The sequence below is a fragment of the Streptomyces tibetensis genome (assembly GCF_040647715.1).
In the GTDB taxonomy this organism is placed as follows: domain Bacteria; phylum Actinomycetota; class Actinomycetes; order Streptomycetales; family Streptomycetaceae; genus Streptomyces; species Streptomyces tibetensis_A.
Genome location: NZ_JBEZCR010000017.1, coordinates 24500 through 39492, shown reverse-complemented (window position 1 = coordinate 39492; position 14993 = coordinate 24500). Strand labels below are relative to the sequence as shown.

Sequence of the window (14993 nt, the reverse complement as noted above, 5' to 3'; positions counted from 1 at the left end):
CGGCGGCGGCCGTCGCGGGCCGCTGCGGTGTGGTCGGTGAAGGGGAGGGGGCGGGGGGAAGTGACGTCAGGTGCCGGAGAACGCCGGGGGCGCCCGCCCCTGGTCCTGGGCCCCGTGCGGCTGCGAGGCCGGCACGCACCGGTTCGCAGGAGCGTGCCGGTTCGGTAGCAGGCACGGGGTGACGTGCGCGCTCCGTTCGCAGATGCCGGAGGGTCCGCGGGGGGCCGGGCGCTCGCCGTGCGGCTGCTCGTGACGGCCGGCCGCACGGACGACGCGAGCGGCATCGCACCCGTCGTCGGCACACGCCCCGTCGTACCGGAGATGGTCCGCCGCCGTGCGTGTTCCGTCGTGCCGGATGTGGTCGGCTGACGTCACGTGGGCTGACGGGCCTGTGGCCGGTGCGCCGGGCGGCGGGGTGGCGAGACCGAGGACGGCGGCCAGCACGGCCACGACGACCGCGTGCACCGTGGCGACGGGGGAGCGGGGCCGCATGCTGACGACGGGCGCTGTGCGCACGATGCGGTGCACCGTTCCCCCCTCCTCGCGATGTGCGGCCGGCCCGGACCCTGATGCGGGTCAGGCCTCGATCAAACCGGCGCGGATGGCGTAACGGGTGAGGTCGAGACGGTCGCGCAGGCCGAGCTTCTGCAGCAGGTTGGCGCGATGCCGCTGGACGGTCTTGATGCTGATGAACAGCAGGTCCGCGATCTCCTTGGACGAGTGGCCCTCCGCGACCAGTTTGAGGACCTCCTCCTCGCGCGGGGTGAGGATCTGGTCGGGCGTTTCCTGGCCGTGGCGGGCCCGGTCCAGGTAGTTGCGGATCAGGGCGGTGACTGCGCCGGGGTACAGGAAGGGCTCGTCCCGCATCGCGGCCCGGCAGGCGGCGACCAGGTCCCGGTCGGCGACGGACTTCAGCACGTACCCGCTCGCGCCCGCCTTCAGGGCCTGGAAGAAGTACTGCTCGTTGTCGTGCATGGTGAGCATCAGGATCCGCAGACCCGGTTTGAGGGCGGCCAGTTCGCGGGCCGCCTGCAGACCGGTCAGCCGCGGCATGGCGATGTCGAGCACGGCCAGATCGACGTCGTGGGTGCGGGCCAGTTCGATGGCTTCGGCCCCGTCACCGGCCTCGGCCACCACGTCGAGGTCCGGTTGCTGGTCGAGGATCAGCCGCACACCGCGGCGGACCAGCGCGTGGTCGTCGGCGAGCAGGATGCGAATCGCGCCGGATTCCGTCGGAGCGGGTGCGGTGGTGTCGGGCATGGTCAGGGCTGCTTCCTTGCGACGGGCGCGGTGAGCTGGACGCGGGTGCCGGCCCGGGGCGCCGGGGTGATCTCCAGGGTGCCGCCGACGAGCAGGGCGCGTTCGCGCATGCCGCGGATGCCGGCGCCTTCACGGAGGGCCTCGATGCCGCTGCCGTCGTCGGTCACCGTCAGCACCACCCCGCCGTCCGCGCGGCACAGGGCGACGGTGACCCGCCGGGCGTCCGCATGGCGGGCGACGTTGGTCAGCGACTCCTGGGCGACGCGGTAGAGGACCAGCTCCGACTCCGGCTCCAGCGCGGGCAGGTCGGCGTCGAAGCGGCGGGTGACCAGCAGCCCGGTGTGGGTGGCGAAGTCCTCGCTGAGCGAGGTCAGCGCGCTCACCAGGCCCAGATCGTCGAGCACGCCCGGCCGCAGCCTGCGCACCAGCCGGCGGACCTCGTCCAGGCTCTCCCGGGTGATCTCCTGCAACTCCTGCAGCTCCTTGCGCAGCGGCTCCGGGGCGTCGTCCGCCGAGCGCTTGAGGCCCAGCAGGATCGCGGTCATGCTCTGGCCGACCTCGTCGTGCAGTTCCTGAGCGATGCGGCGGCGTTCCCCCTCCTGGGCCAGCAGGGCCCGGGTGCTGCTGGCGACCCTCTCCTGCTCCAGCCGCTCCAGCATGGCGTTGAACGTCCGGATCAGCTCCGCGACCCCGCCGCCGCCGGAAGCGGGCAGGCGCTGGCCGGGCCGCAGCAGGTCCACGGTCGTCATCAGCTTGGTGAGCCGGTCCAGGGGAGCCAGGCCGAACCGCAGCAGCGCGGCGTTCGCGACGAGCATCACGGCCAGACCGCCGACCAGGATGACCGCCTCGGTCAGCAGCACCGGCACGGAGACGGTGACCGGAGCCCACAGCAGCAAGGCCGTGGCCGCGCCGAGCACCACGGCGTTGAGCGCGAAGATCCGCCAGAACAAGGACACCGTCCCTGCGCCTCCCCTTCTGAAACCCGGGTCTCACCTCCACAGTCGGGCATTGCGGGGCCCACCGCCTTCGCGGCGGGCGCTGAGCAACCCTGTGGATCAGGCTGCCCCCTCCCCGAGCGTCCCGTCCATGGGGCCTGACCCCCATTTCCGCGGGCACGCCGCACCCAGGCGCGGCCCCATGGGTCCCCCGTCCCGCCGCAAATGGGTTCCGCGCCCGATGGGTATCCGTCGCGGGCCGCGCCAAGGTGGGAGCACACGACCACCCGACAGCGGACGGGCGGCCCGGCAACGCCGCCGGGCCGCCCGCCGCGCATGACCGACCCGTGCACCCGCCGCCGAGAAAGGGACCGACCATGTCGCTCGATGTCACCCGGGCCGAACCCCACCCGCACGAGGCCCGACGGCGCCTGGAACACGCCCGCAGCTCCCGCCTGGCCCAGCTGCGAGCCCTCGACGAGAGCGAGCGCGGTCCGGACGATCACCTGCTGTCCGCGCAGAAGACCGCGATGGAACGGGTCCTCGGAGAGATCGAGGAAGCCTTCACACGTATCGACGACGGCACCTACGGAATCTGCGTGGGCTGCGCGAAGCCCGTCCCCGCCGAACGGCTCGAGATCCTGCCCTACACCGGCCACTGCGTCGCTTGCCGGCGCAGCGCTTGACCCCTCCCGTACCGACCTCCTACGCCCTGCCGCAAAGGGGTGACGTGGTGAACCACCAGACCGTCGACGAGAGCGCGACGCACCTGTCGGCCGAGGACCTCGCCGCGCTGCGCGAGAACCTCCACGAGCAGCGCCTGTTCCGCCAGGAGCAACTGCGCCTGCTCGCCGGACCGGTCACCTCCCGGACCGAGGACCGGCTCCGGAAACGGACCGCCGCGCAGATCGAGGTACGCGTCAAACTCGCCGCCTCCGCCCGCATGGTCCTCAGCGACGTCGAAGCAGCCCTCACCCGCATGAATGAGGGCTCCTACGGCCCCTGCCACCTGTGCCGGTGCCCGATCGAACGAGAACGGCTCATGATCGTGCCGCAGGCCCGCTACTGCGCCCGCTGCCAGCAGGTCAAGGAGGCACAGCCATGACCGCCCCGCACGACCTGCCCGGTGAGACCGTCCTTCACCGGCCGTGGCCCCGGTGCAGGCGCTGCTGCGGCATCGCGCTGGACCTGGGCAGCGCCCGCACCCGCGTCTGGATCGCCGGCAAGGGCACGGTCGTCGACGTGCCCACCGTCACCTTTCCCGGCACCGGTGCGATCCATCCCGTCCAGCGCGGCACCATCGTCGACGCCGCGGGGTGCGCCCGGATGCTGCAGCGCCTGCTGGGCCACCGGCTGCCCCACTTCACCCGCCCCATGGTCATCGTCACCACACCCGTCCTGGACGGCGTCGCCTACCGCACCCGGGCCCGCGCCGCCGTCGAGGTGCTGCGGCCCCGCAGCGTCCTGACCGTCCCCAGCGCCCGCAGCATCGCCCTGGCCGCCGACGCCGACATGTCACGGCCCTGGGTGGTGGTGGACATCGGAGCCCACCTCACCGAGGCGGTGCTGCTGTGCGACGGCGCCGTCACCGACGCGCACCGGACGGCCGTGGGCACCAGCGACCTCGGTGAGACGACCACGCCCGAGCAGCTCGTCGAAGCGGTGGCCGAGATGCTGACCGCGATCCGACGCCACGACCGCACCTCCCTCACCGCCGGTGCCCTGCGACGCGGCATCCTCCTGGCCGGCGGGGGAGCCCTGCGACCTGAGATCACCCGCGCCCTCACGGCGCGGCTGAAGGCACCGCTGCGCATCGTCCCGGCCCCGCACACCGCGGCCGTCCGCGGTGCCGCCAGGTTCCTGCAAGCGGCCCACACTCACCCCTCGACGGCGCCCCCGCCACTCGTCGCCCGCCCCCGTTAGGCCGCCCATGCCCCCACCCCGGTCGGCATCCCGCATGCGCCGCGTCCACCGCCGAAAGGAGGACCATGCCCGGCCATACGTCCCTCCCTCCGCCACCGCCGCCGCGCGAGCTGCCCCGGGTCATGTTCTGGCGCCTGCGGCGCAACCCCCTGCGCCGCCGCAGCGACGTCGTCCAGGGATGGATCGGCCTCGGCCTGACCCTGGTGGTGCTGGCGGCCACCCCCCTCGCCCTGTTCCTCGTCGGCGACGCAGCCCACCGCCACTACGCCCGCACCGCCGAGCACCAGGCAGCGACCCGCCACCGGACCACCGCCGTACTCGTCGAGGACGCCCGCAGCCACCCCGAGCCCGGCTCGGCCGAGGCGAAGCGGACCCTCTACCCGACCGAGGTCCGCTTCACCGACGCCCAGGGACGCACCCGCACGGCGCACGCCGATGCCCAGCCGGCCCTGCCCAAGGGCAGCACCCTCCGCGTCTGGGCCGATACCGACGGGAAGCTCACCGGCCCACCTCTGAGCCCCGATCAGATCCGCAGCCGTGCCATGGGCTCCGCCCTGATCGCCGTTCTCGGCGTGCACACCGCGGCAGCCGTCGCCTACGGCACGGCCCACCGCGTCATCCAGCACCGCAACCTGGCGGCATGGGAATCCGCCTGGGCCGGAACGGCCCCTCGCTGGACGACGTTCCCCTAGCCAGGGTCAGGCGTGGTGCTCCTCCACGGCACGACCGATTCGCAGACGGCTTTCCTGCGGACGCAGAGCGCTCACCTCCGTCCAGTCCTTGGCGAAGCTGCCCGGCGGGATGACGGTGACGTCCGGCAGCGCGGCCAGGCCAGCGTGCCCCGGGCCGCGGCGGCCTGCTGCGAGAGCAGCCTGGCCAGTACGTCGACCGGTGCCGCCGGGTTCCGGGCGATGGCATGGAGCGTCTCGCGGTCACGACAGGTGCCGCGCACGATTCCCCCTGTTCGCCGGCGGATGACACCCAGGCCCGCAGATTGTGCTGGTGTCGTGGATGCGAGGTCAACGCCGTTGAGGGCACGCGCCCCTGACTGCCGCTCACCCCAGCCTACGGCGGCCGGGCCGTACGGGAGGCCCGCACGGGGGTACTCGCCACCTGTGCACGAGGTATGCCAACGGGCCCCGGTCGCGGACGATTTCGGGGCGCGCGCAGAACTGGAGGGCGGATGACGGTCGACCTGCTCGGCTTCCTCGGCGTCGTGCTGGTGGCGTATGTGGTGCCGGGTCCGGCTGTTCATCGCCATCGGCGTCTCGGTGGCGGCCGTCGCCTGAGGATTCAGGAATGACCCGGCTGGGCAATGGGCTAGGGAATGTCATGAGCACGACTGCCCTTCCCCCACAAGGAGGTCGATCATGCACGTCCGTATGCTGACCGGCGGTCTCGCCGCCGCCTGTCTGCTGTCCGTGTCACTGACGGGCGGTCAGGCCGCAGCCGCGGTCTCCTCGACGGCCCTCGCGCCACCGGCCGCCCGTGTGGTGACCTACGACGCGAGTGGCTCCGCTGAGTTCAAGAACGCCGTCAACCGGGGCGCCGCGATCTGGAACGAGAGTGTCGACGCCGTCGAGTTGCGGCCCGCCGCAGCCGGGCAACGCGCGAACATACGGGTCCTCGCGGACAACGGCTGGCCGCGCGCCCTGCCCACCACCCTGGGCAACGGCACCGTGTACATCGGGCGCCAGGCCGTCGACCAGGGTTACGACACGATCCGCATCTCCGCGCACGAACTCGGGCACATCCTGGGCCTGCCGGATCGCAAGCCCGGACCGTGCTCGAGCCTGATGTCCGGCTCCACCGCGGGCACGTCGTGCACGAACCCCTACCCGAACGCGGCGGAGAAGGCCGAGGTCGAGGGGAACTTCGGCGGCGCACTCGCCGGGCGGGCCCAGGTGGCGCGTGCCGGGGTGATCGTGGACTGACACGGAAACCGCGCCCCTGTTGAGAAGGGCCGGCGCCTCGCAGGACGGCTCGCCGTCGATCAGCGGCGGTGGCAAGCGCCGACGGCTCCCTGCCCGGAGTGCGGCAGGGCAGGGGAGCCGGACGCGTCGCGAAGCGCGTACATCGGCGGCGGTGGCGAAGTTCCCGCCACCCTTGTCGAAACGGGTGAGCGACCGGCCGTACGGGGCGCGGACCACGTCCGCCCCGGCTGTCGCGACCGCGGCATGCTCCGGTCACACAAGACCCTGACCTCGTCAAAATCCGCGCGCGGTGGTCGGCGACACCGACCCGCTGCCGGTTCGCGGCAACGCCCTCTTCAGGTCCGGCGTGGAAGCGGCGGGCCCACCCGCTCGGGAGGCATGCTGACGGGGTGGCCGGCGCACGCGCATCGCGGTTGCTGCGAGGAGCACAGGTGAGGGGCATCAGTGGTGGACGATCGTCGAGCGGATGTGCCGCCTGAGGCGGAGGCCGGTGTGCTGGCCGACCGGCTGAAGGAAAGGATCTACGCGACCATCACGATGATCGCCGTGGTGGTCGGGCTGTCCCTCGGTGAGGTGGGCTCCATCGGTGCCGTCGCCACCGTTGTGACGACCGCGCTGGGCCTGTGGCTCGCCGCGTTCGTCGCAGACCAGCAGGCGCACCGCACCGTCCACCGCCGCCTCGCCACGGGCCAGGAGCTGCGCCGCATGCTGTACGTCAGCAGCCCGCTCCTGTCGTGTGCCGTGGGGCCGGCCGTACTGATCGCTCTGGCCGCGCTGGGCGTCCTCGGCTTGGACGCCGCGTTGTCGGCAGCGGCGGGAGTGGGCGTCGTGTCCCTCTTCCTGTGGGGCTGTCTGGGCGGGCTGCGCATGGGCGGAGGCGCGGTGACGGCGGTGGTGGCGGGGCTCCTGGACGCCGCGATCGGCGTTGCGGTGGCCCTGGTGAAGGCAGCCGCCGGGCACTGATCGGGTGAGGAACCCATCCTGGGTGCCCGGGCCGCCGATTCGCCGGGCACCGCCTCGCTGACGGGCCCCGAAACGTCGATCGACCCGCTCGGCCGTCGGGGGAGCGCTCAGATGGAAAGCTCGTCGGCCGGCGGAGGCACGGCACACGGGCGGAGGACCATGAGCGAGTCTTCCAGAGCCGCCACCATGGCAAAGGGAAACCGGTCGAGCTCGAGACAGAGCGCGACGTCATCCGGGTGGACTCCCTGACGCACGCCCTGCGCCAGCTCGGCGGCGGCGCGCGAACACTCGGCGCGGCGGAGGTACGCGGCTGCGTCCGTCCCCGCTCCGGCGGCCCTGAGGGCGATGTACTGAGCACATGCAAGATCCTCATCGGCCTGCCCGCCCTCGCCCGTGACCACGAACGTGACGCGGTCGCTGCCACTGGCGCGGGTCCGCAGGAGCCGAGCTGTCGCCTCCGCCACGACGAACCCGGCGCACAGCACCAGTGACGCCTCCTTGACCGCAAGGGCGCCGACCGTCCCGGCAGTCGTCTTCTGCACGACGGTGCGTCCGCCGAGATCGACAGAGCGCAGCAGGCCGGGCGAGTTGACGGTGTCGAACCCCGGGGCGGGCGGACCGTCCTTGAGCGCGACCCAGTCCGGGTGCCGGGCCTTGAGCGCCAGCGCTTCCTCCGGCGATTCGGCGAGAACGATCCGCTCCGCCCCCTGGCCGAAGGCCCACGCAGCAACCGTGAAAGCGCGCATGACGTCGACGACGACGGCCACGGAGGGGACTTCGACCAGCCCGGCGATGCCGACGAAACGAGTCTTCATCCGGCCATGATCGCCCACGTCCGACCCGAAGCGCGCTCGAGTTATCGCGCCCGCTTGAGGGGCAGGCACGCTCCGTATGCGACCGCCAGAAGTGCACCCGCGCCTGCAGTCACCTGTGAACCACAGCTTCCTCCCGACCCGAAGACCTTCCGCCAAAGGCACCGGTGCATCGCCGGCCACGCCCCCAGGCCGGCCCCGTCCCGGTGTCTAGGCCGTCTCGCCCTTCGGCCGGCCACCCCCGCCCCGAGGAGCGCCGGGCGGGGCGGGGCTGAGCGGGTCGTCGACGAGGCCTGCGACGCGGCGCACCTCGTCGACGGGGGCCACGGCCATCTCGTCCGCCGCCCGGGTGAGAGCCTCCAGCGCGGGAACGAGCCCGGCACGCGCCTCGGCGGGCAGCCGCTCCACGAGGGCGCGGATCTCGGTACGCCGGTGTGTGAGAACGCGTTCCACCAGGTCACGCCCCGCGGGGGTGAGGCGCAGGATCACCTCCCGCCGGTTGGCGGGGTTGGTCCTGCGGTCGATGAGGCCGCTGTCCTCCAGCCGGCCGGCCATCCTCAGGGCGGTCGAGGGGTTGACGCCCAGGGTCGCGGCCATGGCGGCGAGCTTGACGGGCCCGCACGTCTCCAGCACCACGAGGGCGCGCAGCTGGGGAAGGGTCAGTGCGCTGTCAGTGGACGACAGGGCTCGCGCGGAGATGGCCACGAGCAGTCTGGACGCCGCCATGACGGCGAGGGTGAGCTCCTCGGCCTCCTGATCCAAATCCGCGGGGGAGCGCGCCATGATGCCGTTCCACCTCCCGAACCGGCGATCTTGTCGTCGCCCTCGAGAGCGAACCATTGCAGACAGCAATGGTAAGGGGGGCGGGACCGGTCCGGATCCGGCTGAAAAGTTCTGCGAAAACCATCATTGCAGAGTGCAACGGTGGGTACGCGGAGGCAGGAGGTTCTCCGGGGTCCGGCGCTGCGGCGGAGGAGCACCCGGCGGGAGACCTCCAGCACAGGATCCCGGCCGTACGCGGGGCACGCAAAAGGAACGGTTTTCCCGATGACTCGTACATCGCGACAGGGCACCCGCGGCTCGACCGGCGGGTCGCACGAGGCGGTCGACACGGCGGTCGACATGGCGGAGCTGGAGGCCGCGCTGCGTGACGCGGTCGACGGCGAGGTCCGCTTCGACGCGGGCAGCAGGGGCGCTTACGCCACGGACGGTTCCAACTACCGCCAGGTGCCGCTCGGCGTGGTGGTGCCCCGCAGCGTGGACGCCGGGGCGCGGGCGGTGGAGGTCTGCGCGCGGCTGAAGGCCCCGGTGCTCTCCCGGGGCGGCGGGACCAGCCTGGCCGGGCAGACCACCAACACCGCCGTGATCATCGACTGGACCAAGTACTGCCACGCCCTTGTCTCGGTGGACCCCGACGCGCGTACCTGCGTGGTGGAGCCCGGGATCGTCCTGGACGAACTCAACCGGCAGCTGTCGGGACACAAGCTGCAGTTCGGGCCGAAGCCGTCCACGCACAGCCACTGCGCCCTGGGCGGCATGATCGGCAACAACTCGTGCGGGGCGTCGGCGCAGGCCTACGGCAAGACCGTGGACAACGTGCGCCGCCTGGAGGTCCTCACGTACGACGGCACCCGTATGTGGGTCGGGCCCACGTCCGAGGCCGAACGGGAGCGGATCATCGCCGAGGGCGGGCGCCGGGCCGAGATCCACCGCGGTCTGGAGCGCATCGTCGCCGAGTACCTGGCGGACATCCGCACGGGGTACCCCCGCATCCCGCGCCGGGTCTCGGGCTACAACCTCGACTCCCTGCTGCCGGAGCACGGCTTCGACCTGGCCAAGGCCCTGGTCGGCAGCGAGGGCACCCTGGTGACGGTGCTGCGCGCCGAACTCGACCTGGTGCCGGTGCCGTCCCACCAGTCACTGCTGGTGCTCGGCTACGACGACATCTGCGCCGCCGCCGACGACGTACCCGAGCTGCTGCGGCACTGTTCTCCCGGCCAGTTGGAGGCCCTCGACGGCAGGATGGCACAGCTCATGCGTGAGGAGCACGCCTACCTGGAGTCCCTCGACGCCCTGCCGGACGGCGACAGCTGGCTGATGCTGCAGTTCGTGGGCGACAGCGAGGAGGAGGTCGACGAACAGGCGCACGCGCTGCTGCGTGCTCTGGGCCGCAGCGAGAAGGAGGCCACGGTGGCCTTCTCCGACGACCCCGCACGCGAGCAGAAGATGCTCAAGGCCCGGGAGGCAGGCCTCGGCGTGACCGCGCGCCCGCCGGACGACCGGGAGACCTGGGAGGGCTGGGAGGACTCCGCCGTCCCGCCCGAGCGGCTGGGCGACTATCTTCGCGACCTCAAGGAGCTGTTCGCCGAGTTCGACTACGACCACCCGTCGCTGTACGGGCACTTCGGTCAGGGCTGTGTGCACACCCGCATCCCGTTCGGGCTGAAGACCGTCGAGGGCGTCGCCGGATTCCGCCGCTTCGTGGAACGGGCCGCGGACCTCGTGGCCTCCTACGGCGGTTCCCTGTCCGGGGAACACGGGGACGGCCAGTCCCGGGGCGAGCTGCTCACCCGCATGTTCGGGGAACGCCTCGTGACCGCCTTCGGCGAGGTGAAGGCCCTCTTCGACCCGGACAACCTCATGAACCCGGGCAAGGTCGTGGCACCGAACCCGGTCGACGGACAACTGCGGCTCGGCCCCGGGTGGCGTCCTGCCGGCTCCAAGACGCACTTCGGATACCCGGAGGACGAGAACTCGTTCACGCGCGCCGTGATGCGCTGCGTCGGCATCGGCAACTGCCGCAGCCACCATGGCGGCGTGATGTGCCCGTCGTACCGGGCCACGAAGGAGGAGGAGCACTCCACGCGCGGGCGGGCCCGGCTGCTCTTCGAGATGCTCGACGGCCACCCGGACTCCGCGGTCACCGACGGCTGGCGGTCCACCGAGGTGCGCGACGCCCTCGATCTGTGCCTGGCGTGCAAGGGCTGCAAGTCGGACTGTCCGACGGGCGTCGACATGGCCACGTACAAGGCCGAGTTCCTGGCCCACCACTACGAGGGCCGCCCGCGTCCCGCGGCGCACTACTCGATGGGCTGGCTGCCGGTGTGGGCGCGGCTGTCACGTCTCGCACCGTCGCTGGTCAACAGCGCGCTGCACGCCCCCGGACTGGCCCGGGCGGGCAAGTGGCTGGCGGGTGTGGACGGCGCCCGCCGGGCACCGGTGTTCGCCCCGCAGTCGTTCGTGCAGTGGTGGCGGGCACGCACCGTGGAGCAGCCGGATCCGGCCGACGAGCGGACCGTCGTGCTGTGGCCCGACACCTTCAGCACCTACTTCCACCCCTCGATCGCGACGTCGGCCGTGCGTGTCCTGGAGGGTGCGGGCTTCCGCGTCGCCGTGCCCACACAAGCCGTGTGCTGCGGCCTCACCTGGATCTCCACCGGGCAACTGGACGTCGCGAAGAAGGTCCTGCGCCGCACACTCGACGTCCTACGGCCCTACATCGAGGCCGGCACGCCGGTCATCGGGCTCGAACCGTCCTGCACCGCGGTGTTCCGCGCCGACGCGCCGGAGCTGATGCCGGACGACCAGGACGTGCAGCGCCTGGCCGGCCGATTCCGTACGTTCTCCGAACACCTCGTGCGGCACGCGCCCGACGGCTGGCAGCCCCCCGCGCTGGCCCGGCAGGCACTCGTGCAGACCCACTGCCACCAGCACGCGGTCCTGAAGGACGACGCCGACCGGGAACTGATGCGCCGCGCCCACCTCGACGCCGAGGTCCTCGACGAGGGCTGCTGCGGGCTCGCCGGCAACTTCGGCTTCGAGCGCGGCCACCACGAGCTCTCCCTGGCCGTCGCGGAACAGGGCGTCCTGCCGGCGGTGCGCGCGGCCGCCCCCGGCAGTCTGCTCCTCGCGGACGGCTTCAGCTGCCGCACCCAGATCGAACAGAGCGACACCGGCCGCCGGGCGCTGCACCTCGCCGAGGTGCTGGCCCTCGGCCTGGACGGAAACCTGCCCGGTGAACACCCCGAACGCCTGGCGCAGCGGCCGCCCGACCCTTCCCCGGCGGGCCGCTGGGCGTTCACCGCGGGCGCCGCGGCCCTGGCCTCCGCAGCCGCCGCCGTGGCCGCCCGCAGCGCGGCACGACGCCTGCACCGGGCCTAGCCCACCCCCGGCATCCACCGGGCCCGGCAACCACCTGACAGACGCCTCCCAACGGAAAGGTCAGCATCATGTCGATGAAGGTCTCCGACCACCTCCTGCAGCGCCTGCGCGAATGGGAGGTGGAGCACGTCTTCGCGTACCCCGGAGACGGCATCAACGGACTGCTCGCCGCCTGGGGACGGGCCGACAACAAGCCCGAGTTCGTCCAGGCCCGGCACGAGGAGATGGCCGCCTTCGAGGCCGTCGGCTACGCGAAGTTCTCGGGCCGGGTGGGAGTGTGCGCCGCGACCTCCGGGCCCGGCGCCATCCACCTCCTCAACGGCCTGTACGACGCCAAGCTCGACCACGTGCCCGTCGTCGCGATCGTGGGGCAGACCAACCGCAGCGCGATGGGCGGCTCCTACCAGCAGGAGGTCGACCTGCTGAGCCTCTACAAGGACGTCGCCTCCGACTTCTGCGAGATGGTCACCGTCCCGGAGCAACTGCCCAACGTGCTCGACCGGGCCATGCGCACCGCCATGGCGCGCCGCTCGGTGACGGCCGTCATCATCCCGGCCGACGTCCAGGAACTCGACTACTCCGCCCCCGGGCACGCCTTCAAGATGGTGCCCTCCAGCCTGGGCATGTCCCAGTACGCCCCGGTGCCCGCGGAAGCCGACATCGAGCGCGCCGCCGAGGTGCTCAACGCCGGTGAGAAGGTCGCCCTGCTCATCGGCCAGGGCGCTCGCGGGGCCCGCCAGGAGGTCATGGAGGTCGCCGACCGGCTGGGCGCCGGCGTGGCCAAGGCGCTCCTCGGCAAGGACGCGCTCGACGACGACCTCCCCTACGTCACCGGTGCGATCGGCCTCCTGGGCACGCGCCCGTCGTACGAGCTGATGCAGGACTGCGACACCCTGCTGGTCATCGGATCCAGCTTCCCCTACACACAGTTCATGCCCGAGTTCGGTCAGGCCCGGGCCGTCCAGATCGACATCGACCCGCACATGGTCGGCCTGCGCTACCCCTTCGAGGTCAACCTGGTCGGCGACGCCCGCGCGACCCTGCAGCGGCTGCTGCCGCACCTGCGGCAGACCGAGCACGACGGCTGGCGCAAGACGATCGAGAAGAACACCGCCCGCTGGTGGGAGGTCATGGAACGGCGTGCCGCGGTGGACGCCGATCCGATCAACCCCGAGTACGTGGCCCACACGCTGAACGGCCTGCTGCCCGACAACGTCATCCTGGCCGCCGACTCCGGCTCCGCCGCCAACTGGTACGCACGTCACCTGCGGTTGCGCGCGGACATGCGCGGTTCGCTCTCCGGCACGCTCGCCACCATGGGCCCCGGCGTCCCCTACGTGATCGGGGCGAAGTTCGCGCACGGTGACCGCCCCGCCATCGCGCTCGTGGGCGACGGGGCGATGCAGATGAACGGACTCGCCGAGCTGATCACGATCGCCAAGTACTGGCAGCAGTGGGAGGACCCGCGCCTGGTGGTGGCCGTGCTCAACAACCAGGACCTCAACCAGGTCACGTGGGAGATGCGCGCCATGTCCGGCGCCCCCCAGTTCCTCCCCTCGCAGTCCCTGCCCGACGTCGCCTACGCCGACTTCGCTCGCTCGGTCGGGCTGAACGGGATGCGGGTGGAGAAGCCGCAGGACGTACAGGGCGCGTGGGAGGCGGCCCTGGCGTCCGACCGGCCCTTCGTGCTGGACTTCCGCACCGACCCCGCCGTGCCGCCCATCCCGCCGCACGCGTCCCTCGACCAGATCGAGGCCGCGGCTGCGTCCGTGCTCAAGGGTGACAGCGACCGCACCGCGATGGTCCGTCAGGGCTTCAAGGCCAAGGTGCAGGAGATGCTGCCCGGCAGCCGGCACCGTGAGGACCGCCCCGGAGCGGGTGAGGACCGGTGACGGACGCGGCGGTGGTGGAGCGGCTGGACACCGCCGTCTACACGGTGCCCACCGACGCCCCTGAAGCGGACGGCACCCTGAGCTGGGACAGCACCACCCTCGTCCTCGCGGCGGTACGGAGCGGCCGGGTGACCGGAACCGGCTACACCTACGCGCCGGCGGCCGCGGCACGGGTCGTCGGCGACCTGCTCGGCGGCGTCGTCGTCGGCTGCCCCGTCTTCGACGTGCCGCGCCTGAACGAGGCCATGCACCGTGCCGTACGCAACGCCGGGCTGCCCGGCGTCGCCGCTCAGGCGATCGCCGCCGTGGACATCGCGCTGTGGGACTGCAAGGCCCGCCTGCTGGACCTGCCTCTCGTCGATCTGCTGGGTGCCGCCCGGCCGGACGTGCCGGTCTACGGAAGCGGCGGGTTCACGACCTACGACGCCGCACGACAGGACCGCCAACTGCGCGGCTGGACGGAAGAGGAGGGCATTCCGCGCGTCAAGATCAAGATCGGTGAGTCGTGGGGGCGGCGAGAGGAACACGACCTGCGACGGGTCGCCGAGGCCCGCGCGAGCGTCGGCGACGCAACCGCCCTGTTCGTGGACGCCAACGGAGCCTACGACGCCAAACAGGCCGTCCGGGTCGCCGGCGCGTTGGCCGACCAGGGTGTGACCTGGTTCGAGGAGCCCGTCTCCTCCGACCACCCGGGCACCCTCGCCCGCATCCGCGACCAGGTCACGGTCGAGGTGGCCGCCGGCGAGTACGGCTACACCCTGCCGTACTTCGAGCACATGCTCGCTGCCGGCGCCGTCGACTGCCTGCAGGCGGACATCACCCGGTGCGGCGGCATCACGGTCTGGTTGCGCGCCGCGGCCCTCGCCCAGGGCCGCGGCCTGGAGATCTCAGGTCACTGTGCTCCCCATGCCCACGCCCATGCCGCCGCGGCGGTGCCCAATCTGCGCCACCTGGAGTGGTTCCACGACCACGTCCGCATCGAACGCATCCTGTTCGACGGCATCCTCGACCCCCGCGGGGGCAGCGTCACCCCCGGCGGCGGGGTCGAGCCCGGCCTGGGCCTGACCTTGAACACCGAGCGCGCAGAGCGGTACCGGGTGGGCTGAGGGGGGG

14 protein-coding genes and 1 pseudogene are annotated in these 14993 nt (G+C 72.2%); 9 read left to right on the top strand and 6 right to left on the bottom strand.

Features of this window, described 5'->3' with window-relative positions; all coding sequences use genetic code 11:
• Nucleotides 1-66: 66 nt before the first annotated feature.
• Genes AB0B29_RS34135 through AB0B29_RS34125 form a run of 3 tightly spaced genes read right to left on the bottom strand, consistent with a single transcriptional unit; the run spans nucleotide 67 to nucleotide 2216 of the window.
• The gene (locus tag AB0B29_RS34135; RefSeq protein WP_362246010.1) at nucleotides 67-528 is read right to left on the bottom strand and encodes a hypothetical protein; all 462 of its coding nucleotides are present in this window, start codon (nucleotides 526-528) and stop codon (nucleotides 67-69) included.
• Nucleotides 529-576: 48 nt separating this feature from the next.
• Complete coding sequence (locus AB0B29_RS34130; RefSeq protein WP_362246008.1) at nucleotides 577-1260, bottom strand: response regulator transcription factor; 684 nt, start codon at nucleotides 1258-1260, stop codon at nucleotides 577-579.
• Between the two features lie 2 nt (nucleotides 1261-1262).
• Nucleotides 1263-2216, bottom strand: coding sequence for a sensor histidine kinase (locus AB0B29_RS34125; protein ID WP_362246006.1), 954 nt, complete (start codon nucleotides 2214-2216; stop codon nucleotides 1263-1265).
• A gap of 356 nt (nucleotides 2217-2572) precedes the next feature.
• On the opposite strand from AB0B29_RS34125, the gene AB0B29_RS34120 reads away from it, so the two are divergent.
• The 5 genes from AB0B29_RS34120 to AB0B29_RS34100 all read left to right on the top strand — a co-directional run bounded on the left by AB0B29_RS34120 (nucleotide 2573) and on the right by AB0B29_RS34100 (nucleotide 6052).
• A complete protein-coding gene (locus AB0B29_RS34120; RefSeq protein ID WP_362246004.1) occupies nucleotides 2573-2881 on the top strand; it encodes a TraR/DksA family transcriptional regulator in 309 nt (102 codons plus the stop codon).
• A gap of 44 nt (nucleotides 2882-2925) precedes the next feature.
• A complete protein-coding gene (locus AB0B29_RS34115; protein ID WP_362246002.1) occupies nucleotides 2926-3300 on the top strand; it encodes a TraR/DksA family transcriptional regulator in 375 nt (124 codons plus the stop codon).
• Nucleotides 3297-4118, top strand: coding sequence for a rod shape-determining protein (locus AB0B29_RS34110; protein ID WP_362246000.1), 822 nt, complete (start codon nucleotides 3297-3299; stop codon nucleotides 4116-4118). The genes AB0B29_RS34115 and AB0B29_RS34110 overlap by 4 nt, the downstream gene beginning before the upstream one ends.
• A gap of 65 nt (nucleotides 4119-4183) precedes the next feature.
• A complete protein-coding gene (locus tag AB0B29_RS34105) occupies nucleotides 4184-4810 on the top strand; it encodes an Rv1733c family protein (RefSeq protein ID WP_362245998.1) in 627 nt (208 codons plus the stop codon).
• Nucleotides 4811-5488: 678 nt separating this feature from the next.
• Complete coding sequence (locus tag AB0B29_RS34100; RefSeq protein WP_362245996.1) at nucleotides 5489-6052, top strand: snapalysin family zinc-dependent metalloprotease; 564 nt, start codon at nucleotides 5489-5491, stop codon at nucleotides 6050-6052.
• Between the two features lie 120 nt (nucleotides 6053-6172).
• Here AB0B29_RS34100 and AB0B29_RS34095 read toward each other — a convergent pair.
• A pseudogene (locus AB0B29_RS34095) lies at nucleotides 6173-6292 on the bottom strand (inositol monophosphatase family protein); the annotation flags it as partial.
• A gap of 207 nt (nucleotides 6293-6499) precedes the next feature.
• Here AB0B29_RS34095 and AB0B29_RS34090 point away from each other — a divergent pair.
• Nucleotides 6500-7015 carry a hypothetical protein gene (locus AB0B29_RS34090; RefSeq protein ID WP_436845944.1) on the top strand — a complete coding sequence of 172 codons (516 nt, stop codon included), beginning with the start codon at nucleotides 6500-6502 and terminating at the stop codon, nucleotides 7013-7015.
• Nucleotides 7016-7122: 107 nt separating this feature from the next.
• On the opposite strand, the gene AB0B29_RS34085 is transcribed toward AB0B29_RS34090, so the two are convergent.
• On the bottom strand, nucleotides 7123-7830 hold the full coding sequence (locus AB0B29_RS34085) for a 2-phosphosulfolactate phosphatase (protein WP_362245994.1): 708 nt from the start codon (nucleotides 7828-7830) through the stop codon (nucleotides 7123-7125).
• A 207-nt stretch (nucleotides 7831-8037) separates the two neighbouring features.
• A complete protein-coding gene (locus AB0B29_RS34080) occupies nucleotides 8038-8610 on the bottom strand; it encodes a MarR family winged helix-turn-helix transcriptional regulator (protein WP_362245992.1) in 573 nt (190 codons plus the stop codon).
• Between the two features lie 339 nt (nucleotides 8611-8949).
• Between AB0B29_RS34080 and AB0B29_RS34075 the strand changes: the two genes are divergently transcribed.
• The 3 genes from AB0B29_RS34075 to AB0B29_RS34065 all read left to right on the top strand — a co-directional run bounded on the left by AB0B29_RS34075 (nucleotide 8950) and on the right by AB0B29_RS34065 (nucleotide 14986).
• A complete protein-coding gene (locus AB0B29_RS34075) occupies nucleotides 8950-11988 on the top strand; it encodes an FAD-binding and (Fe-S)-binding domain-containing protein (protein ID WP_362246181.1) in 3039 nt (1012 codons plus the stop codon).
• Between the two features lie 68 nt (nucleotides 11989-12056).
• Nucleotides 12057-13880 (top strand): thiamine pyrophosphate-requiring protein, encoded by a 1824-nt coding sequence (locus AB0B29_RS34070; RefSeq protein WP_362245990.1) that lies wholly within the window; start codon nucleotides 12057-12059, stop codon nucleotides 13878-13880.
• Nucleotides 13877-14986 carry an enolase C-terminal domain-like protein gene (locus tag AB0B29_RS34065; RefSeq protein ID WP_362245988.1) on the top strand — a complete coding sequence of 370 codons (1110 nt, stop codon included), beginning with the start codon at nucleotides 13877-13879 and terminating at the stop codon, nucleotides 14984-14986. Before AB0B29_RS34070 ends, AB0B29_RS34065 begins: the two co-directional genes overlap by 4 nt.
• Nucleotides 14987-14993: the final 7 nt, after the last annotated feature.